Source organism: Kitasatospora sp. NPDC058444 (genome assembly GCF_042721415.1).
Classification (GTDB): Bacteria; Actinomycetota; Actinomycetes; order Streptomycetales; family Streptomycetaceae; genus Kitasatospora.
In genome coordinates, this window is the sequence record NZ_JBHXLL010000019.1 from 92,507 (window position 1) to 111,964 (window position 19,458).

Consider the following 19,458-nt stretch of genomic DNA (forward strand, 5'->3'; position numbering starts at 1 on the left):
CCGCCGTGCCGTTCAGGCCGCCGCGTCGATCAGGCCGAGTTGGGCCGCCCGCACGCCGGCCTGGAACCGGGAGCCCGCGTCGAGCTGGGCGAGCAGGGCGGCCACGTGCCGACGGTAGGTGCGCACGGACAGGCCCAGCTCCCGGGCGGCCCGCTCGTCGGTGTAGCCCTGGCTGATCGCCTGCAGGACGCGCACCGAGCATTCGTCGGCCGTCCAGCTCCGGTGGGCGGGCGCGAGGTCGGTGGACTGGGCCCAGACGGCGTCATGGAGGAGGGAGATGACCTGGACGGCCTCCGGGCCGGAGATCACGGTGAGTGGCGCGTTGCGGTCCGAGGCCAGCAGGCCGACCAGGCCGTCGGTGACCACGGCGGTGGGCAGCCCGCAGGGGGAGACCCGGATCCGCGCTCCGGCGGTGGAGAGCTCGGTCAGTCTGGCCAGGGTCTCCTCGTCCCGGAGCAGCGTGCTGGTGATCAGCATCCTCACCTCGCCTCCCCGGGCCAGGAGTTGGGTGTGCAGCCGGTCCAGGAGCGGGTCGTTGAACTCGCGCGGCCCGTCGGCGTAGCTGGTCTGGACCCTGACCACGCGGTGGCTGCACTGCTGGATCAGGCGCGCGGCGACCGAGCGGGCGTCCTCGGCGGCCGCGTCGGGGCGGGGGCCGGGCACGCCCCCGGAGAGCCGGCCGGCCATCTCCGCCACCTGCAGTGCCAGGTCGCGCAGTGCCGGCAGGGTGGGAGAGCCGAGGTTCTCGAACGACTTTCCGATGCTGGACAATTGCCTCTCCGCAGGTCCGTATGGCCGAGCTCGTCCGGGCGCGCGCGGCGGCCCGGCGGTCGGCGGTGGTGGTGGGAGGTGGGGGCCAACGGTCGGGCGCGCGGGCCCGGTCGGACGCGCGGGCCGTGGCGGGCGCGACGTGCGGGCGGGCGCGACTTTCCGGGCGGTCCGAAGGCCAGGGCCGCCGCAGCGAGGCGTGCGGGGCCGGTCCGGTCGGCGCTGTCAGCCCCGGCCGAGGTCTGTGGGCGGGCCCGCGGTCGTGGTCGGAATGTCGACCAGGGCAGCTGCGAACATCCGGCGGACGGTACTCATGGCGGTCCCCCCTCGAGTCCTTCTGGTTGTCGGTTCGTGATCAACCGCAGCCACTCCAGCATGCCCAGTCGCAGGCGCCACTTCCCATCGCCCTGAGCTATCTTCTTTCGGCCTGCACACATTCGCCAGGGGGTATCACGTGTTAAATCGGGTAATTCCGGGCGCGGCTCGTGCGCCACTCAGCGAATCCGCCGAAATCCTCTACGACTTCACGCTCCGGCAGCCCTCTCCGCCGACCCCCGCCGAGGCGGGGCTCGATCTGAACCTGACCATCGGTCAGGTCGACCGGGCGGTAGTGGAATTGATCGGCCTGAAGCTGCTGCGGGCCGGTGCCGCCGCCGCCGGCCGGCTGGTGGCGGTGCCCCCGGAAGCCGCCCGCATCCGGATGCTGGCACCGGTGCTGCAGGATCTGGCACGGCAGCAGCGGGAGGCCGACCGGCTCTGGTCCACCTACACCGGCCTGGTGGACGCCTATCAGGAGAAGGTGCTCCGGAGTGCCCGGTCGTCGCCGATCGAGCCCGTGCTGGGTGTCGGCGCGGCGCGTGGCGTGATAGCCGAGCTCGCGGCGGCGAGCAGGCACGAGGTGGTCGCCTCCCAGCCCGGCGGAGCCCGGGACCAGGGGGCCCTGGCGGAGTCGCTGGAGCGAGCCGATGAACTCCTGGCGCGCGGTGTCAAGCTGCGCACGCTCTACCAGCACCCCGCCAGGCACAGTCAGCCGACGCTGACCTTCGTCGAGTACGTGACCGGCCAGGGGGCGGAGGCGCGGACCACCAGCAACGACTTCGTGCGCCTGATGATCTTCGATCGGACGGTCGCGTTGATCGAGCTGCGCGACGATCCGCTGAGCGCGGCGGTGGTGCGCGATCCGAGCGTGGTCGACTTCATGCACGCGGCCTTCGAGTTCGCCTGGTCGAGCGCGCTGCCGCTGTCCCCCGGCTATGACCGCAGCATGGTGGAGATAGCGTCGGACGACACCAAGGCGATGATCATCAGCCTGCTGGTGGACGGCACCGACGACCGCGCGATCGCCCGCCGCCTCGGGATCTCCATGCGCACCTGCCAGCGCCACATCTCCGAGATCATGCGGCGGCTCGGCGCGAAGAACCGGCTGCACGCCGGCTACCTCCTGCACCAGCTGCAGGACCGCGAGATCCACTGACGCGCGGTCCGGACGGGACCTGCCCGCCCGGGGGTCGGTCCGGTGCTCCGTCAGCCGCGGGCACGGGCGACCGGGACGATGCAGAGCAGGGAGACGGCCGCCACCGCGGCGGTGAAGACGGCGGCGGTGTCGAGCAGGGTGGTGGCGCCGAGCAGGAGGCCGGTGCCGACCACCGGCAAGGACAGCCCGAGGTAGGCGGAGGTGAAGTAGCCGGAGACCAGTCGGCCGGCCTGGTCGGGACGGGCGTTGGCGGAGAGGAAGGCCAGGCCGGAGCGGAAGGCGAGTCCGGCGGCCGCGCCGAAGACCACCGCCCCGACGAGGAGGAGCGACAGCGAGACGGCCGGGATCGCCGCGACGATCAGCGCCAGCCCGGCCGGGAGGACGGCCATGCCGCTGATGACGCCTGTCCGGGGTGTGACCCTGCTGCCCCAGACCTGGGCCAGCGCGGCCGCGGTGAAGGCCGTGCAGGGGGCGACGCCGACCATCAGGTGGTCGGTGATGTGCAGGCCGTCCCGGACGAAGGTGCCGGCCAGGGCGGCGAGCAGGCCGAGGGCCGCGAACGGGCCGAGCGCGGCGAGCGCCGAGTAGGCGAACGCCGACCGGTGTTCGGCCGGGATGCGCAGGCGCTGCGGGCGGAGGGAGACCGGTCCGGCGGCGCGGACGACGGTCTCCGGCAGCGCGAGCACGGCGAAGCCGGGCAGCAGCAGGGCGGCCAGCACCAGGTACGGAAGGAGCATCGGGCCGGAGGCGTACTGGACGAGGACGCCGGAGAGCATCGGTCCGATGCCGAGGCCCGCCATGTTGGTCGCCGAGGCCACCAGGGCCGCCTTGCGCCGGTCGGCCAGCAGCTCGCCGAGGTACGCCGTCGCCGTGCCGGAGGACAGGCCCACGGCGAAGCCGCACAGCAGCCGTCCGCCCAGGATGCCGGGCAGGGTGGGCGAGGCGGCGAACAGGGCGCAGCTGAGCAGGCCCAGGCAGAGGGCTGCCAGCAGGATCGGGCGGCGGCCGATCCGGTCCGACAGGCCGCCGAACAGCAGCAGCGTGCAGAGCGTGCCGAGCGCGTAGGTGGCGAACACCGCCGTCACCAGCAGCGGGGTGAGCCCGAGCTTGTGCGCGTAGAGCGGATAGACCGGGGTGGGAACGGTGGCGCCCATGATCAGGGTGCACATCAGCCAGGTCACGACCCAGGCGGCTCGGGTCCGTCGGCCGGGGTCCGGGACGCCCGCGGCGGGTCCCGGCCCCGACGGGAGGGTCTCCTCGACTGCCATGTCAGGGTCGTCCGTGGGCTCCGTCGGCAGCGTAGGTCCGGCGCATCGCCCGCTTGAGGGCCTTGCCGGTCACGCCGGTGAACTCGTCGCTCCCCTTGGTGAGGATCCGGTCGGCGGGCAGCAGGGCGGCGGCGCTCAGGACCTCGTTGATCCGTGTCAGCAGCTCGTCCAGGTCGGCGGCCGGGTCGGCGGGTTCGACGGCCAGCACCAGCTCCCCGGTGTCATCCGACTTCACCAGCGAACAGTCCTGCAGCCCGGGGAAGTTGCGTAGGATCAGCTCCTCGGTCTGGGTGCTGTAGACCGTGCCGCGGCTGGTGGTGATGGCGTCCGTGGTGCGGTCGACGTGGTAGAAGCGGCCGTCCTCGTCGCGGAAGGCGAAGTCGCCGGTGAGCCAGTAGCCGCGCACCCGGTTCTTCTCGCTGAGCAGCGAGTTGTTCCAGTAACCGGCCGTCACCGTCGGCGACTTGAGGCCGAGCCGGCCGACCGCGAACGGGCCCAGCGGTTCGTCCTGGTCGTCGAAGACCTGGGCGTCTATCCAGGGGAACGGGCGGCCTATGCAGCGGCCGTAGCGGTCGCTGGTCGGCGTGTGCACCTGGCGGAACATGGCGAAACCGAACTCGGACGAGCCGAAGTTGTCGATGAACAGGGACCCGGGCCGCTGCTGCCCCGAGCGGTCGGTGTGGTTGCCGAGCGCGACCAGCTTGCGGATGTGCTGCTCGTGGTTGGCGTCGCCGGTGCACATCCAGTACGAGATGGAAGCGAAGTCCGCCGGGTCCGGGTCCAGTCGGCAGAGGTCGACGAAGACCTTGGGGAATCCGACCACCAACTGCGGGCGGAAGGCGGCGAACCGCTCGACCAGCCGCTTCGGGGAGCGCTCGGTGGCGAGCATGACGTCCAGGCCGCGCAGCACGCCGGACATCAGCACCGAGATCGCCGAGGCGTGGCTCTGCGGCAGCACGGACAGGATGCGCTCGCCGAGGTCCGCGCCGGCCTGCTGCCTGATGCCGAAGAAGAAGCCGAAGTGGTTGAACTGCACGGCCTTCGGCACGCCGGTGGTGCCGGAGGTGTGGGCGATCAGCACCGGGTCGTTCTCGGTGTGCTGGAAGTACGTGACCTGGTCGGGCGAGTACGGGTCCGCCTCGTAGTACGGCAGGTCCAGCGCGTCCTTGGCCAGCCGCCGGGGGTCCGAGACCACGGCCACGGCGCCGACCCGCTCGATGAAGGCGCGGGCGGTCTCCGGATCCAGTGAGCTGTTCAGGAAGACCGGGATCGCCCCGAGTTTGGTCAGCGCGATGTAGTGGATCAGGTACCGCGCGCTCTCGTCGAGGAAGACGGCCACCGGATCCTTGGCCCGGATGCCGTCGTGGTGGAAGCCGGCCGCCACCCGGTCGGTCAGCTCGTCCAGCGCGTCCAGGGTGAACCCGTGCAGCTGCTCGCCGCCGGGCGTCAGGTACGGCACGTCCAGTTCGATCCGGCTCTGCGCGGCACCTCTGGTCGCGGCCGCGGCCAGGCGGAAGAGGTTCCCGGCCCCGAGTCGGGGGTCGTCAAGCAGACCAGTGCTCATTCTTCGCTGTCGCCCCTCGTCGCGAGCCAGTGCCGCAGGCCGGCCTGGATGTCGTCAGGAATGGGAACGGCCCGGTGCGTCTCCAGGGAGGCGAACACCAGGACCGTCTTGAACCGCGCACGCACCTCGCCGGCGTCGGCGCTGCGGTACTCGTAGCCGATGGTGAGCGACTTGGTGCCGACCCGCTCCACCGCGAGCTCCAGCGTCAGGCTGTCGCCGAGGCGGCTGGGCGCGAGGAAGTCGCACTCCAGCCGGACGGTCGGCACGCCGAGCAGACGCTTGGTGAACAGGGCGGTGTAGTCGACGCCGAGGCAGCTGCGGAACCAGGCCTCCTGCACCTCGTTCAGCAGCACCAGGTACTGCGGGTAGAAGACGATGCCGGCGGGGTCGCAATGGTGGAAGTAGATCCGGCGTTCCAGCCGGAACCGCCGGCCTTCCGGTTCTCGACTGGCCGGCTGCATGACCGCGTCTCCCTCTCCGAGCCCGATCTTCGCCGCCACTCTCACCCGGCTCCCGGCGGTCCGGCTCGCGGCTGGCAGGAAGTTGCCACGTCCTACCCGTGCCGCTGGCAGGAAGCGGTCGATTCGAACGTCCGAACCGTCTCCGGACCCGAGTGTGGACCCTCGAGTCCCGGAGGAGCCATGGACGCATCGATCCCATCCGCGCACGTCGACACCTTCGCCCGCGACCACCTGCCGCCGGTCGAGGAATGGCCCGAGATCCTCGTCGACCTGCCCGAGCTGCGCTACCCGCGGCGGCTCAACTGCGCGGCGGAGCTGCTCGACGGGACGATCGGCCGGTTCGGCGGGGACCGGCCCTGCCTGCTGGACCAGGCGGGCACGGTGTGGTCCTACGGACAGGTCGCCGAGCTGGTCAACCGGACGGCCGAGGAGCTGGTGCACGGCTACGGCCTGCGGCCGGGCAACCGGGTGCTGCTGCGCGGACCCAACTCGCCGTGGCTGGCGATCTGCTGGCTGGCCGTCATGAAGGCGGGCGGCGTCGCCGTCACCACCATGGCCCTGCTGCGCGCCGTCGAGCTGCGCGAGGTGATCGCCAAGGCCGAGGTGCGGTTCGCGCTGTGCGACGAGCGGTTCACCGAGGAGCTGGAGCTCGCCTCCGGGGACGACCTGACCGTGATCCGGTACGACGTGCACGACGGCGGCGAGCTCGGGCGGCGGGCCAAGGCCCGCACGGGCGTGTTCCCGGCCGTGCGGACGGCTGCCGACGACGTGGCGCTGATCGCCTTCACCTCGGGTACCAGCGGTGTGCCGAAGGCCACCGTGCACTTCCACCGGGACGTGCTGGCCATCGCGGACACCTTCTCCGCCCGGGTGCTCCGGCCCGAGCCGACCGACCTGTTCGCCGGCAGCCCACCGCTCGGCTTCACGTACGGGCTCGGCGGTCTGCTGATCTTCCCGCTGCGCGCGGGCGCGGCCAGCCTGCTGCTGGAGGAGACCGCGCCGGACAAGCTGTTCCGGGCGGTGGCCCGGCACCGGGTGAGCGTGCTGTTCACCTCGCCCACGGCCTACCGCCGGGTCCTGGACGCGCTGGACGACTACGATCTGGCCAGCCTGCGGCTGTGCGTCTCGGCCGGCGAGGCGCTCTCGCTGGCGACCTGGCAGGCCTTCGAACGGGCCACCGGACTGCGGCTGGTCGACGGCATCGGCTCCACCGAGATGCTGCACGTGTTCATCTCGGCCGCCGGCGAGGACATCCGGCCGGGCGCCACCGGCCGGGTGGTCCCGGGCTTCCGCGCGCGGGTCGTGGACGAGAGCGGGGCCGAGGTGCCGGACGGAGTGCCGGGCCTGCTGCAGCTGAAGGGCCCGACCGGCTGCCGATACCTGGCGGACCCTCGCCAGCGGGCTCAGGTGCGGGACGGCTGGACGTTCACCGGTGACGTCTTCATCAAGGACGCCGACGGCTACTTCTGGTACCAGGCGCGCTCCGACGACATGATCGTCAGCTCGGGCTACAACATCGCCGCGCCCGAGGTGGAGAACTCGCTGCTGCGGCACCCGGCGGTCGCGGAGTGCGCGGTGGTGGGCGCGCCGGACCCGGGACGCGGCGAGATCGTCAAGGCGTACGTGGTGCTCGCGGCCGACTACCGGCCGGGAGAGGAACTCGCCGCCGCCCTGCAGTCCTTCGTCAAGAGCGACATCGCGCCGTACAAGTACCCGCGCGCCATCGAGTTCACCGCCGACCTGCCGCGCGGCAACACCGGAAAGCTCCTGCGCAGCGCCCTGCGGGAGAGCTCCGGAAGCCGTAGCCGGTGAGGTCGGCTGCCCGGGGGGCAGGCTTCCGTGAGAGCGCCTCGGCCACCGGCTCCCGGGGTGCTCGCACTCCTTGAGGAAGCCGCCCGTGCCGCGGGCGAGGTCGATGGTGGCGGCGGTTGTCGACCCCCGGGCGCCTTGCCTGCCATCTGCTGACGCCGGCGGCCGCCTCCTCACCCCGGAGCCGCCCGCTGTCCCGCTGAAGGCCCGCGGGCGCGAGCGCTGACCGGTGGCGCCCGGGCCGCCGTTCGCCGGTGGGGCGGCGGGGCGGCCGGGGTCAGCGGGTGAGGCCGTCGAGGTCGGTGGGCCAGTCGAGGAGGGTGCCTTCGGTGCCCTGGGGGACGAGGGTGAAGGTCTCGCGGCGGAGCCAGCGGCGGACCTGGCGGGTGGGGAGGTCGACGAGGGCGATCTGGTCGCGGTTCCTGAGCATGATGCGCAGGGCGGCGCGGCCGTGGCAGGTGCAGGGGGGCCAGATGCGGACGTCGCCGAGGCCGGTGGGCTGGTGGAGGCCCTCCCAGAGGAGGTCGCGGCCGAAGCGCCAGGTACCGGCTTCGGCGGCGGGGCCGAGGAATTCGAGTGCGACGGCGAGCGGGTCGTCGCCGCGGTAGCCGAGGCGTACCGGGACGTCGACGGACTCGTGTTCGCCGAGGACGAGCCGGGCGTCGAGGGTCAGGTCGGTGCCGGCGGCTTCCGGGTGGGGCTGGGGATCGGAGAGGGGATGGTGGGCGGGCACGAGGGTTTCTCCTGGCGGTGGCGTGGGGGGAGGAGTGCGGGCGCCGGACGGCCGGGGCACTGGTGGCCGGTGGCGGTGCGGCGCTCTCGCCTCGGGCCCTGGGAGCTGCCGGGGGCAGGGGGAGGCGGAATGGCTCCCAGCCTAGGAGGCGGCGGCGAGGTGGATGTTCCGGCCGTGCACCGCGAGGTGACGATCCGCGCACCGTTCGCCCGGTGGCCATGGCGGGGTGGGTGCTCCTTGGTGTCAGGTGGGTGTGGCCCTGGGGTCGGGGAGTGGTGTGGTCGGCGGTCGGTCCGTTGGCTGTAGGGCCGACCTTCGTTGCCTCAACCACGGTGTGGGGAAGGGGAGTTCGGGTTACCGCGTCGTTCCCCGGGTTCGTGCGGGGAGCCGCTTTCGGCTGTCGGTGCCGCCCGCGGCGGCGGCCGTCCGGGCCTGGTGGAGACGCCGGATCCTCGGTTTGTTGAACGTTTGTCCATCCCGTTTCGCTCCTTGTATGAATGGCGCCGGGAGGCTTTTGATCATGCAGAGGTGGATCCAGCGCTCGCGTTCGGGAGGCGAGGCGCTGCAGACGTTGGTGGACGGCCTGGCCGAGGAGCTGGGGCGCTCGGTCGTTCTCGACGACCCCTTGGTGCGGTTGATCTGCACCAGCCGGCACTTCGGCGACGAGGACCGGGTGCGCGTGCGCACGCTGCTCCAGGGCATCGCGGACGACGAGGCCATCCGCTACGTGCTGTCGCAGGGGGTCGCCCGGTGGACCCGCCCCGGCGTCCTGCCCGGCCGCGACGACCTGGGGCTCCAGCCCCGTTACTGCGTCCCGATCCGGGAGCGCGGCCACGTGCTGGGCATCCTCATGGTCGTGGCGGTGGGAGAACCCCTCACCACGGCCGAGACCGAGGCCATCGACCGGGTGGCGCGCGCCGTGGCGGGCGAGATGTACGCCGAGCGGCTGGCCTCGGACGAGAACGAGGAGCACATCCGCGGGCTGGTGAGCCGGCTGGTCGGCTCGGACTCCACCACGCGCTGCGCCGCGCACCAGCGCGTGGTGGACGACGGTCTGCTGCCGGCCGGCCCGCACGTGGTGGTGACCAGCGTGACGGTCTCCGGGCAGTACGGGCCCTCCGGCCAGACCGAGGTGGCGCTGCGCGCCGCGCTGGAGCCGTACCGGCGGACCCGTACGGCCCGCGGCCTGGCGATGGTCGACCAGGACCGGGCGGTCCTGGTGCAGGTCTTCGAGCGGGAACCGGCGGAGGAGGACCTGGAGCAGCAGTGCCGCGCCGTGGTCCGCTCCCTGACGACCTTCCTGGGCCCGGAGCCGGCCGTGGCGGTGGGCGTGGGCGGGCGCCGTACGGCGCTGGCCGACGCGTGGATCTCCTACGACCAGGCCCGGGTGGCGGTGCGCGCGGCCCGCCGGCTGCCCCGATTGGAGGGCGTCGGCGACTGGGAGCGGCTCGGGGAGTACGCGGTGTTCCTCCAGCTGCCCGAGAGCGCGCTCGACGACTCGCTCCTGCCCAAGCCGCTGCGGCGCCTGCTCGAGGGCGGCGGCAACGCCCGGCTGGAGGAGACCCTGCGCTGCTACCTGGACAACGCCGGTTCGGTGCCCAAGACCGCGGAGGTCCTGGAGCTGCACCGCACCTCGCTGTACTACCGCCTGCGCCAGATCCAGGAGATCACGGGTCTGGACCTGGACGACGGCGCGCACCGCCTCCAGCTGCACCTGGGGCTGCGACTGCGGGACCTGCTGCAGGTTCCGGCGGAGACGGCCTACCGCTAGGGCGCGGCGTCGGCGCAGATGGCGTTCCCGCAGGTGACGTCGCCGCAGCGCGGTGTTGCTACAGAGCGATGAAGCTTCGTCGGGCAATCCCTACGTCGGTCGGTGGTCAACGGGTTCAGCCCACCGCGAGAATCCTCACTACGAGCTGCCGCTCATCCCCCGGCGACCTGCGGGTTCCGGACTTCCCGGGCCCGACGAGCCGATACGAACGGACAAGAACGAGCACCATGCACCAACTCATCACGAACGACGGTGTGCGCCTGGACTACCGCGACAGCGGCGGCGACGGGGTCCCGCTGGTGATGCTCCACGGCTGGGCGCAGACGCAGGAGACGTTCCGCCACCAGTTCGAGGGGCTGGCACCGGGCCGGCGCGTCGTGACGGTGGACTTCCGCGGCCACGGCCGTTCCGGCAAGCCGCGCCACGGCTACCGCATCGCGCGCCTGGCCCGCGACGTCCTCGGCCTGCTCGACCACCTGGGCCTGGAGACCTTCGACGCGCTGGGCTCGTCGATGGGTGCCTCGGTGTGGTGGAGCTTCGTCGACCAGCACGGCACCGGCCGCATCCGCCGGCTCGTCCTGGTCGACCAGCCGGCCGCCGTGGCGGCGGTGCCCTGGACCGCACCGGCCGAGCACCGCGAGTCCGGCGCCGTCTTTGACGTGGCGGGGCTGCTGGAGCTGTGCGCCGCGCTGGCCGGCCCGGACGGGGCCGAAGTCCGCGAGGGCTTCGTCCGCTCGATGTTCAGCGGTTCCACCGACCCGGACCTGCTGGCCTTCGTGACCGGGCAGATCCGCGCCACTCCGGCGTACGCGGGCGTCCCGCTGCTCTTCGACCACTGCGTCCAGGACTGGCGCGACGTCCTCGACTGCATCGACGTGCCGACCCTGGTGCTCGGCTGCGAGGGGAGCCACGTGGACCCGGCGTCCCAGCGCTACCTCGCCGAGCGGATCCCCGGGGCCCGCCTCCACGTGTTCCCGAAGAGCGTGGCGAGCTCGCACTTCCCGTTCCTGGAGAACCCCGCCGCGTTCAACGCCGTCGTGGAGAAGTTCCTCTCCTGAACGCCCCGCCGCCGCCAGTGTCACCTCAACCGGGCGCCGGACGGCGGGCGGTCCTTCCCAACACCTCGTACTGAACCCCGCGAAGTACTGAACCTCACGAAGTACTGAACCCCGCGAAGTACTGAACCCCACAAACCGGTCGGAGCCTCCCGTGATCCCGTCGGGTCCCTCACCCATGCCCGAAGCCGCGCACCACCAGCCCGCGCACCACCTGCCCGATCAGGCCGTCGGCGCCTGCATCGACGTCCTGTCCCCGCCGCCCGGGGCCGATCCCGAGGACTGCCTCTACGTCACGCTGCACCTCCAGGGACCGGCCTCGGTCCGGCGTCACGCGGTCAGCACCGTACTGGCTCCGGGGGACCTGCTGATCGGCACGTCGCCGCATCCGGCGGGGCTGCTGCGGGAGGCCGGGTGCCGGATGGTGCGCTTCCGGCTCCCGTGCTTCTACCTGGCGGTGCGCCACGGTGACGTGCGGCGTACGGGCGGGCTGGTGGCGCGGGGGAACGAGGGGGTCGGCGCGCTCGCCTCGCAGTTCCTGCGGACCCTGGCCGCCCGGGCCCGGGACCGGGCCGGGGCACCCGGGGCACGGCCGGGCGACCACCTCGCGCGCAGCGTCTCGGACCTGGTGGCGATCCTGGTGACGGAGCTGCTGGAGCGGGAGGAACCCGAGCAGCCGGGCGGCGGCTCGGCGGAGCTGCTGGCGCGCATCCGGGCCCACATCGAGGAGAACCTCGCCGATCCGGACCTCGCGCCGGAGTCGATCGCCCGGGCGCAGCACATCTCGGTGCGCTACCTGCACAAGCTGTTCCAGCAGGACGGGATGACCGTGGGCCAGTGGGTGCGGCAGCGGCGGCTGGACGCGTGCCGCCGGGAGCTGGAGCGTCCGTCCCGGCGGCAGACCAGCGTCTCCGCGGTCGCGCACCGGTGGGGCTTCGTCAGCCACTCCCACTTCAGCCGGGCGTTCCGCGACGCCTACGGGGTGTCGCCCCGCGAGTGGCAGGCCTACGCGGCCCAGACCGACGGCCGCCGTCCCTCCTGAACCCTCCCGCACGACCGCTTCCATGCTCCGTCGATCCCACCGATGCCGTCGATCCCGCTGATCCCGCCGATCCCGCCGATGCCCCGCCGCCCGGCGCCATCCGAAAGGCCGCCATGTCCTCCACCCGGCCCACCGTCGTGCTCGTCCACGACGGCTGCTCCGACGCCAGCACCTGGTTCGGCGTCGTCGCCGAACTCCACAGACGGGGCCTGACCGTCCTCGCCGTCGCCAATCCGTTGCGGGGGCTCGCCCATGACGCCGCCTACCTGGTGTCCGTGGTGGCGGGCATCGAGGGCCCGGTGGTCCTGGTCGGCCATTCCTACGGGGGTGCGGTGATCACGGAGGCCGGGGCGGCGGCGTCGAACGTCGTGGCGCTGGTGTACGTGGCGGCCTACCTGCCCGACGTGGGGGAGAGCTACCAGGCGCTGTCGGACCGGTTCGCCCCCGCGCCGCTGATCTCCCGGCTGCGGCGCACTGAGTTCGCGACCGGCGGCGCCGCGCGGGAGACGGAGTTGACCGTGCCGGAGGAGTGCTTCCGGCCGCTGGTCGCCGCCGACCTCGACGCGGAGGTGGCGCAGGTGCTCGCCGCACTCCAACGCCCGGCCGCCGAGCGGGTGTTGACCGACGAACCGACGGTGGCGGCCTGGCGCACGACGCCTTCCTGGGCCCTGGTGACGGGGGCCGACCAGGCATTGCCGCCGTCGATCCAGCGCTTCACCGCACAGCGGGCCGGCGCCACCGTCCTCGAACTGCCCGAGGCCTCCCACAGCGTGGCGGTCTCCCGGCCCACGGCCGTCGCGGAACTCATCCAGGACGCGACCATGCCGGGTCGTGTACGGTCTATGAATCTCCCGATCCAGGAGACCGGACCCACGGAACGACGAAGCGGTCGCCACCGGACCGGTTGAGCGGTTCGGCCAGGCGCGCCAGGCCGTGGTGTGCTCCCCGTACACGGTCAGGCCTTTCCGATCACGCCAGGAGCCAAGCGTTGTCCGACCCCACGCCCTCTCAGGTCCGGAGACCGGTGCTCGACCGGGCGCTCCAGGAGTTCCTGGACACCCGGGCCGGAGCGGCGGAGACGGAGCTGCCGGACCTCTCCTTCCTCGCCCTCGACAGCCTGCCGAGCATCAGCTCGGACGAGGACCCGGACGACCCGTACGGCACCGTGACGGAGTGGTTCGCGCTGCCCTGCGGGCCGACCGGGCGGGTGCGCGTCCAGGTGACCAGGCCGGTCGGCGCCGTCGAGCCCAGCCCCGTCGTGCTGTTCCTGCCCGGCCTGGGCTGGTCGCTCGGCGACGCCGACTGCTACGCCCGGCTGGTGCGGGAGTTCGCCCTGGGCACGGACGCCGCCGTCGTCTACGTGGACTACGCCCGGGCGCCCGCCGCCCGCTACCCGGTGGCCGTCGAGCAGTGCCACGCGGTGGCCCGCTGGATCCACGAGCACGGCCACGAGATCGGACTGGAGGGGGACCGGATCGCCGCCGTCGGCGACTCGGCGGGTGCCAACCTGGTGGCGGCGCTGACCCTCCTCGCCCGGGAGCACGGCGACGTGCCGCTGGTGCACCAGGTGCTGATCTGCCCCGTCACCGACGCCGACTTCGACACCCCCTCCTACCGCGGGTTCGCCACCGGCTACTTCCTGCACCGCGAGCACATGCGCCGCTTCTGGGACGACTACCTGCCCGAGGCCTCCCGCCGCACGGAGGCCACCGCCGCACCGCTGCGCGCCTCCCTGGAACAGCTCACCGGCCTGCCGCCGGCCCTCGTGGTCACCGCCGAGGCCGACGTGCTGCGGGACGAGGGCGAGGCCTACGCGGCCAGGCTCCGCGAGGCCGGCGTCCCGGTCGTGTCGACGCGCTACCAGGGGGTGATGCACGGCTTCCTGCTCGTCGGCGGGCTCCATCCCACGGGCACCACCCGCGCCGCGCTGCTCCAGGCCGTCGACACCGTGCACATGGCACTGCACCGCCGGTCCTGGTGAGCCCGGGCGGCGCCGCGGACGGCTGAGGTCCCTGCGGGTGTGGCGGTGGCCCGACGTCCCTTCGGGTTCCCCTCGGGTTCCCTTCGGTGCGCGGACCGACCGCGGCCAGTGCGTCGTCGGAACAGGCTCCCGCCGGTGCGTTCCTAGCCTGGTGGCTGGCACCGGGACACCGGAGCCGGGGGCGAACGCCCGGCCCGCGCAGGCGAGTTGCCGCAGCCGGGCGTTCCGCACGAACGCGCCGGCCCCGGCGTGGTGCGGACGCCCCGAAGAACTCAGCGATCCGAAGAGGACTCAGTCATGACGACCAATGACACACCCACCGTCGTGCTGGTGCACGGCGCCTTCGCCGATGCCTCCAGCTTCGCCCGGGTCATCCCGCACCTGCTCGCCGACGGGCTGAACGTGGTGGCGCCGGCCGTGCCGAACCGCAGCCTGACCGGCGACTCCGCCTACATCGCCTCGGTGGTCCGGCGGATCCCCGGGCCGGTCGTGCTGGTCGGCCACTCCTACGGCGGCGCGGTGATCACCGTGGCGGGCGCCGAGGAGAACGTCAAGGCACTGGTGTACCTGGCGGGTTACGCGCTGGAGGAGGGGGAGAGCCTGGGCGAACTGCAGGGCGGCTTCCCCGACTCCGAGCTCGCCTCCGCGCTGGTGTACAGCCCGTTCCCGCTGGACGGCGGGGAGGGCGAGGGCACCGACGTCTCGGTGGAGGTCGACCGCCTTCCGGCGATCTTCGCGGCCGATGTCGACCCCGGGCTCGCCCGGGTCCTCGCCGTCACCCAGCGCCCGCTCGCCGCGGCGGCGTTCGGTGAGGCCGCGCCGACGGCGGCGTGGCGGAGCAAGCCGTCCTGGGGGATCGTCGCCGCCGCCGACCGGACCCTCAACCCCGAGGTCCAGCGGTTCGGCTACCGGCGCGCCGGGGCGACCACGGTCGAGCTCGACTCCTCGCACCTGGTCATGCTCTCCCGGCCCGAGCAGGTCGTGGACGTGATCCGCGAGGCCGTCCGGTCCGTGGCCGGCTGACCGGAGGCCGAACGCGGGACTCGGCTGTGCTCCTTCCCGGGGGATCGGGAAGGAGCACAGCCGAGTCGCGTCACGCCATCGGACCGGGGCGGTCGGACGGCATGGGACGGGCCGACTACAGGGTCCGGCGCACGCCCGCCTGCTGTTCCAGCCGGTGCAGCTGGCTGGTCAGATCCGCGTGCATGGCGTCCCGCACGGGACCGCTGCGCCCGATCCACAGCACCTCCCGGCCCCGGAGCTCCTCCAGCAGCAGGGCGTGGGCCGAGTACATCGCGACCGCCGCGAGGAGCATGCCCAGCGCTCCGGACACGTAGCCCAGCCAGGCCACGCCCGAGACGCCGTGCAGACCGGCGACGAAGTAGCGCGGTGCGGCGATCATCAGGAGCACCCACAGCACCCGCTTCGGCCTCGCCACCGAGGCCATCAGGGCGGCGAAGACCGAGAACACCAGGTTCAACACACCCAGCACCTGCGCGCCGCCGGGGGCACCCGAGGCCGTGACCAGGCCGTTGGCCAGCCAGGCGCCGGCGAACCCGCCCATCAGCGTCGCCGCGATGACGTCACGGGCGCCGAACGCGAGGATGCTGACCAGCAGTTGGAGCACGAAGGCGGAGAAGAACGTGAGCGCCACGGCCTGCCGGTGCACACTGTCGATCAGGCCGAGCTGATGGCTGCTGGCCACGGCGGAGGTGATGGCCACCATGAAGAAGCCCAGGGGCATCGGCGAGGCGATCGGCCGCATGGTGATCCGGGTCATCGCGTGCAGGTTGGGTTCGGTGCCGGTGCCGGTGCCGGTGCCGGTGCCGGTGTCGGCCGCGGTCGGGCCCGGCTTGTGCACGTGCTCGTCTTCCGTCACCACTGCCACCATCGTTCCACTCCTTGCTTTGGGTACGTGCCCTGGGCACTCGGACGTTCCGGGGCGGCCGCGGAGAGCGGCCGCCCCGGTTCCCAGAGGCTATGAGCGGGGAGGAGGAGGGACTTGTCCCGATGTGTACGGATCCTGTCGCGCCCGCGCCCGTCGGGGAGTGCGGGCCCGCCCGTCACCCGTCGCGGTGCTGCGCCATCAGGGCGTGCTTGACGGCCGGTTCCCGGGTGAGCAGTTCGCGGGCGTCGGCCTCGAAGGCGTGGTCGGTACCGGTGTAGCGCCCGTGGTGCTGGGCGCAGTGCTCCGACCACGACGTCACGGTGAACGACTCGACGAACCGCTCCGGCCGGGCGGCGTCCCGGTACAGGCCCCAGGTGACCGCGCCCGTCCGGCGCCGGGAGGACTCCACCTTCCGCATCGCCGCGACGAACGCCGGAGCCCGTTCCGCCCGCACCTGGTACGTCACGGTCACCAGGACCGGCCCGTCCTGCGGCGCCGGTTCGACGGCCAGCCGGGGTTCGGGCCACGCCTCGGAGAGCGTCGGATCGGTCCGGCCGCCGAGCAGGGGCAGCCCTCGCAGCGTCAGCACCCCGACGAGGAGGGTCAGGGCCGCCAGGAGCATCGCCACGGACAGTCCGGCGTGCTGGGCCACCTGCCCCCAGCACAGCGAACCGAGGGCGCTGCCGCCCTGGAAGACGAGCAGGTAGAAGGCCGAGGCGCGGGCCCGCACCCACGCCGGCAGGGCGACCTGGAGGCCCGCGTTCAGGGTGGACAGCGCCGTGATCCAGGCCGCTCCCGCCAGGACCAGGGCCAGGAAGGCGACCGGCACGCTCGCGCCGGCGGCCAGCGCCACCAGCGCGCCCGCGAAGACGGCCCCGGCGAGCGCCAGCGCGCCGTTTCCGCCGACCTGTCGCGAGAGCGCGGGCAGCGCCGCCGCTCCCGCGACCGCTCCCAGCCCCACGGCACCCAGCAGGAGGCCGTAACCGGCCGCCCCGAGACCGAGGGACTCGTGCGCGGACACCGGCAGCAGCGTCCACAGGGCGGAGGCGCCGGGGACGAACAGGGCGCTGCGCAGCAGGATCCGGCGGATGCGCGGTGCGCTGCGGACGTACCGGCCGCCGGCCCGCAGGGCCGCGATCAGGTGCTCGCGCTCCTGACCCGGCTGCGGCGCCCGCGCCCCGCCGCCGGGGCGCCAGGTCGCCAGCACGGCCAGGATCGCCAGGAAGGAGGCGGCGTTGACGGCGAAGGTCCAGCCGACCCCGAGGGCGGCGATCAGCACCCCGCCGAGGGCCGGGCCGACGGCGCGCGCCAGGTTGAGGTTCACCGCCCCCAGGGCCGCGGCCTGCCGCAACTCCTCCCGGGGGACGAGCGAGGGCTGCACCGCCTGCCAGGCCGGGCCGTTGAGCGCGTTCCCGCAGCCCAGGAGGAAGGTGAGCGCCAGCAGTGTCCAGGGCCCGAGCCGTCCCGTGAACGCCAGTACGGTCAGCGCGGCGGCCACCAGCGCCATGGCGGCCTGCATCGCCAGCAGCAGGCGGCGCCGGTCCACGAGGTCCGCGAGGACCCCGGCCGGCAGGGCGAGGAAGAGCACCGGCAGACCCGCGGCGAGCTGGACCAGGGACACCTGGGCCGCGCCGTGTCCGACCAGCAGCCACTGGGCGCCGACGGTCTGCATCCAGCTGCCGACGTTCGAGGTGAACTGGGCCAGCCAGAGGTCGCGGAAGACCCGCCGGCGCAGCGGCGACCAGGCCGAACCGCTCGCGGCGCCGGCCTGTCCGCCGTCGGTCCCGGTCATCGACGTACCACCTGCCCCGCCTCTTCGCACACTGCCGACGGGAGGCCCGACGACGCGACGGTACGGGGGGCGGTCGACGTCGTCGGGCGGTCCCGGGAGAGCCCCTCGCTCCCCGCCCCGGGAACGCTAGCGCCCGGCCGCGGCGGCGGGCTTGACCGTCAGCGCCCACCGTTGTGCCGCGCCTGCACAGCCGGGTTCCGGCAGGACGTGAGTCGGCAGGACGCGAGCGGGGGCGGTCAGATCCGGGTGGCGGTGACGACGTGGTAGTCCACGAGGCCGTCGCGCCAGGCGGCCAGGAAGTTGCGGGACCAGTGGGAGGTGGGGACGGCGTCGGTGAGGTAGCGGTCGAAGCCCGGCCAGACGTGGGCGCCGATGGACTCGGTGGTGACGTCCGTGAAGCCGAAGCGGGTGAGGCCGGCGGTGAAGTCGTCGAGCGGGTGGGCGATGTCGAGGCCGTCGGCGAAACTGGCGAGCAGGATCTTGAGGCGCTCGGCGACGTCCGGGCCGGGGGCGGTGAAGAAGGTGGTCACGACCAGCCGGCCGCCGGGGCGCAGGACGCGGGCGCTCTCCCGGGCGAAGCCGGTCAGCTCACGGAAGTGCTGGGCCGCCTCGACGGAGAAGACACCGTCCAGATAGCCGTCGGAGAACGGGAGTTCGTCCGCCGATCCCAGGGTGTACGCCAGCCGATCGGGGTACGTGGCCAGGGCTCTCGCGTTGACGGCCCGGGCCCGCTCGATCTGGTCCGGGTGGATGTCCACCCCCGTCACCGCCGCGAACCGGAACTCCCGCAGCGCCAGCGCCGAACCCAGCCCGCGCCCGCAGCCCACCTCCGCCAGTCGCAGCCGTTCCCTCGGCTCGGGGAACTCCCGCAACACCCGCCGGTAGAGCTGCTCCTGGCTGCGCACCCGGTCCTCGGTGGTCGGGGCGGCGAGGTCGATCCCCTGCCAGTAGCCGAAATTGATGAAGCCTCCGGCGAAGCTGGCGACCTTGGCCAGGTCATCGGTGCCGTAGGTCTTGCGCACGGTAGGGGGGATGCGGTTGTGGTCCATGGGCCGCTGGGTCTCCTGGTCGGTGGGCGCCCGGCGGTCGGGCGCGCCGAGGGTACGTACCCAAACCTGTGGTGGTCCGAACACGGTACGTGATCGGAGCGTCTCCCGCGGACAACGGTCGCGTGCTGGTGCCCCGAGGGGTTCCGGGGGCTCGGGGCGCCGGGGGCACCACCACGCGGGGCCGGGAAAAAATGACCTCCGGACGGGCCGGACGGTTCGCTACAGTCCGCGGGGACTTCCTACCACCGCGAGGAGAACGCCACCGTGAACGTCCCCGACGACCGCCCCGCCCCGCCGCTGACCGGCGGCGAGCGCGAGATGCTGCGCGGCTTCCTCGACTTCCACCGGGCGACCCTCGCCCTGAAGTGCGAGGGCCTGACCGACGAGCAGTTGCGGCTGCGCTCCAGTCCGCCCTCCACGCTGAGCCTGCTCGGGCTGGTCCGGCACATGGCGGAGGTCGAGCGCGCCTGGTTCCGCCGGGTGATCGACGGCGAGGACCTGCCGCTGGTCTGGTCCGAGGACGGCGACTACCAGGCCGCCTACGACCCCGCCGGCGCCACCCGCGCCGAGGCCTTCACCGCCTGGCAGGCCGAGGTCGAGCACTCCCGCCGCATCGAGCTCGCCGCCGACTCCCTCGACGTCACCGGCTACCAGGCCCGCTGGGACGCCGAGGTGTCGCTGCGGCTGGTGATGCTCCACCTGATCCACGAGTACGCCCGGCACAACGGCCACGCCGACTTCCTGCGTGAGGCGATCGACGGCGCGGTGGGGGCGTAGGAGCGGGCTGACCGTGTCGGGCGCCG

The 19,458-nt window shown here is 73.1% G+C and carries 17 protein-coding genes; 9 read left to right on the forward strand and 8 right to left on the reverse strand.

The features are described from left to right. Positions 1-12: 12 nt before the first annotated feature. Positions 13-771, reverse strand: a complete 759-nt coding sequence (locus ACFWP2_RS21085; protein WP_380453498.1) for a response regulator transcription factor — start codon at positions 769-771, stop codon at positions 13-15. Positions 772-1,384: 613 nt separating this feature from the next. Between ACFWP2_RS21085 and ACFWP2_RS21090 the strand changes: the two genes are divergently transcribed. Further along, entirely contained in the window at positions 1,385-2,242 is an 858-nt protein-coding gene (locus tag ACFWP2_RS21090; protein ID WP_380453500.1) for a LuxR C-terminal-related transcriptional regulator, read from the forward strand. A gap of 50 nt (positions 2,243-2,292) precedes the next feature. Here ACFWP2_RS21090 and ACFWP2_RS21095 read toward each other — a convergent pair whose 3' ends face one another. From ACFWP2_RS21095 to ACFWP2_RS21105, 3 genes are read right to left on the reverse strand one after another with little or no spacing between them, the layout of a single operon-like run. Further along, positions 2,293-3,510 (reverse strand): MFS transporter, encoded by a 1,218-nt coding sequence (locus ACFWP2_RS21095; protein ID WP_380453502.1) that lies wholly within the window; start codon positions 3,508-3,510, stop codon positions 2,293-2,295. A 1-nt stretch (position 3,511) separates the two neighbouring features. After that, on the reverse strand, positions 3,512-5,074 hold the full coding sequence (locus ACFWP2_RS21100; RefSeq protein WP_380453505.1) for a class I adenylate-forming enzyme family protein: 1,563 nt from the start codon (positions 5,072-5,074) through the stop codon (positions 3,512-3,514). After that, complete coding sequence (locus ACFWP2_RS21105) at positions 5,071-5,535, reverse strand: acyl-CoA thioesterase (protein WP_380453507.1); 465 nt, start codon at positions 5,533-5,535, stop codon at positions 5,071-5,073. Before ACFWP2_RS21105 ends, ACFWP2_RS21100 begins: the two co-directional genes overlap by 4 nt. Positions 5,536-5,715: 180 nt before the next feature. On the opposite strand from ACFWP2_RS21105, the gene ACFWP2_RS21110 reads away from it, so the two are divergent. Further along, positions 5,716-7,347: an AMP-binding protein gene (locus ACFWP2_RS21110; RefSeq protein WP_380453509.1), complete on the forward strand. Its 1,632-nt coding sequence runs from the start codon at positions 5,716-5,718 to the stop codon at positions 7,345-7,347. A gap of 274 nt (positions 7,348-7,621) precedes the next feature. On the opposite strand, the gene ACFWP2_RS21115 is transcribed toward ACFWP2_RS21110, so the two are convergent. Beyond that, on the reverse strand, positions 7,622-8,077 hold the full coding sequence (locus ACFWP2_RS21115) for an SsgA family sporulation/cell division regulator (RefSeq protein ID WP_380453513.1): 456 nt from the start codon (positions 8,075-8,077) through the stop codon (positions 7,622-7,624). Positions 8,078-8,597: 520 nt separating this feature from the next. Between ACFWP2_RS21115 and ACFWP2_RS21120 the strand changes: the two genes are divergently transcribed. The 6 genes from ACFWP2_RS21120 to ACFWP2_RS21145 all read left to right on the forward strand — a co-directional run bounded on the left by ACFWP2_RS21120 (position 8,598) and on the right by ACFWP2_RS21145 (position 14,949). Further along, positions 8,598-9,848: a PucR family transcriptional regulator gene (locus ACFWP2_RS21120; protein ID WP_380453516.1), complete on the forward strand. Its 1,251-nt coding sequence runs from the start codon at positions 8,598-8,600 to the stop codon at positions 9,846-9,848. Between the two features lie 227 nt (positions 9,849-10,075). After that, entirely contained in the window at positions 10,076-10,906 is an 831-nt protein-coding gene (locus ACFWP2_RS21125; protein WP_380453518.1) for an alpha/beta fold hydrolase, read from the forward strand. A gap of 175 nt (positions 10,907-11,081) precedes the next feature. Further along, the gene (locus ACFWP2_RS21130; RefSeq protein WP_380453521.1) at positions 11,082-11,945 is read left to right on the forward strand and encodes a helix-turn-helix domain-containing protein; all 864 of its coding nucleotides are present in this window, start codon (positions 11,082-11,084) and stop codon (positions 11,943-11,945) included. A gap of 113 nt (positions 11,946-12,058) precedes the next feature. Further along, the gene (locus ACFWP2_RS21135) at positions 12,059-12,853 is read left to right on the forward strand and encodes an alpha/beta fold hydrolase (protein WP_380453525.1); all 795 of its coding nucleotides are present in this window, start codon (positions 12,059-12,061) and stop codon (positions 12,851-12,853) included. Between the two features lie 80 nt (positions 12,854-12,933). After that, positions 12,934-13,926, forward strand: coding sequence for an alpha/beta hydrolase (locus ACFWP2_RS21140; protein WP_380453527.1), 993 nt, complete (start codon positions 12,934-12,936; stop codon positions 13,924-13,926). A gap of 297 nt (positions 13,927-14,223) precedes the next feature. Further along, a complete protein-coding gene (locus ACFWP2_RS21145) occupies positions 14,224-14,949 on the forward strand; it encodes an alpha/beta fold hydrolase (protein ID WP_380453529.1) in 726 nt (241 codons plus the stop codon). A 115-nt stretch (positions 14,950-15,064) separates the two neighbouring features. Here the strand turns inward: ACFWP2_RS21145 and ACFWP2_RS21150 are convergent, their stop codons facing one another. The 3 genes from ACFWP2_RS21150 to ACFWP2_RS21160 all read right to left on the reverse strand — a co-directional run bounded on the left by ACFWP2_RS21150 (position 15,065) and on the right by ACFWP2_RS21160 (position 18,655). Continuing rightward, positions 15,065-15,817, reverse strand: a complete 753-nt coding sequence (locus ACFWP2_RS21150) for a hypothetical protein (protein WP_380453531.1) — start codon at positions 15,815-15,817, stop codon at positions 15,065-15,067. A 172-nt stretch (positions 15,818-15,989) separates the two neighbouring features. Then, complete coding sequence (locus tag ACFWP2_RS21155) at positions 15,990-17,606, reverse strand: MFS transporter (RefSeq protein ID WP_380453534.1); 1,617 nt, start codon at positions 17,604-17,606, stop codon at positions 15,990-15,992. Between the two features lie 236 nt (positions 17,607-17,842). Then, positions 17,843-18,655 carry a class I SAM-dependent methyltransferase gene (locus ACFWP2_RS21160; protein WP_380453536.1) on the reverse strand — a complete coding sequence of 271 codons (813 nt, stop codon included), beginning with the start codon at positions 18,653-18,655 and terminating at the stop codon, positions 17,843-17,845. A gap of 318 nt (positions 18,656-18,973) precedes the next feature. On the opposite strand from ACFWP2_RS21160, the gene ACFWP2_RS21165 reads away from it, so the two are divergent. Next, positions 18,974-19,432 (forward strand): DinB family protein, encoded by a 459-nt coding sequence (locus ACFWP2_RS21165; protein ID WP_380453630.1) that lies wholly within the window; start codon positions 18,974-18,976, stop codon positions 19,430-19,432. The last annotated feature ends 26 nt before the right edge of the window (positions 19,433-19,458 follow it).

Bases quoted from the DNA above. Each gene is read 5' to 3' on its own strand.
- ACFWP2_RS21095 (WP_380453502.1), bottom strand. From the start codon at position 3,510: ATGGCAGTCGAGGAGACCCTCCCGTCGGGGCCGGGACCCGCCGCGGGC.
- ACFWP2_RS21100 (WP_380453505.1), bottom strand. From the start codon at position 5,074: ATGAGCACTGGTCTGCTTGACGACCCCCGACTCGGGGCCGGGAACCTC.
- ACFWP2_RS21105 (WP_380453507.1), bottom strand. From the start codon at position 5,535: ATGCAGCCGGCCAGTCGAGAACCGGAAGGCCGGCGGTTCCGGCTGGAA.
- ACFWP2_RS21110 (WP_380453509.1), top strand. From the start codon at position 5,716: ATGGACGCATCGATCCCATCCGCGCACGTCGACACCTTCGCCCGCGAC.
- ACFWP2_RS21120 (WP_380453516.1), top strand. From the start codon at position 8,598: ATGCAGAGGTGGATCCAGCGCTCGCGTTCGGGAGGCGAGGCGCTGCAG.
- ACFWP2_RS21125 (WP_380453518.1), top strand. From the start codon at position 10,076: ATGCACCAACTCATCACGAACGACGGTGTGCGCCTGGACTACCGCGAC.
- ACFWP2_RS21130 (WP_380453521.1), top strand. From the start codon at position 11,082: ATGCCCGAAGCCGCGCACCACCAGCCCGCGCACCACCTGCCCGATCAG.
- ACFWP2_RS21135 (WP_380453525.1), top strand. From the start codon at position 12,059: ATGTCCTCCACCCGGCCCACCGTCGTGCTCGTCCACGACGGCTGCTCC.
- ACFWP2_RS21145 (WP_380453529.1), top strand. From the start codon at position 14,224: ATGACGACCAATGACACACCCACCGTCGTGCTGGTGCACGGCGCCTTC.
- ACFWP2_RS21150 (WP_380453531.1), bottom strand. From the start codon at position 15,817: ATGGTGGCAGTGGTGACGGAAGACGAGCACGTGCACAAGCCGGGCCCG.
- ACFWP2_RS21155 (WP_380453534.1), bottom strand. From the start codon at position 17,606: ATGACCGGGACCGACGGCGGACAGGCCGGCGCCGCGAGCGGTTCGGCC.
- ACFWP2_RS21160 (WP_380453536.1), bottom strand. From the start codon at position 18,655: ATGGACCACAACCGCATCCCCCCTACCGTGCGCAAGACCTACGGCACC.
- ACFWP2_RS21165 (WP_380453630.1), top strand. From the start codon at position 18,974: ATGCTGCGCGGCTTCCTCGACTTCCACCGGGCGACCCTCGCCCTGAAG.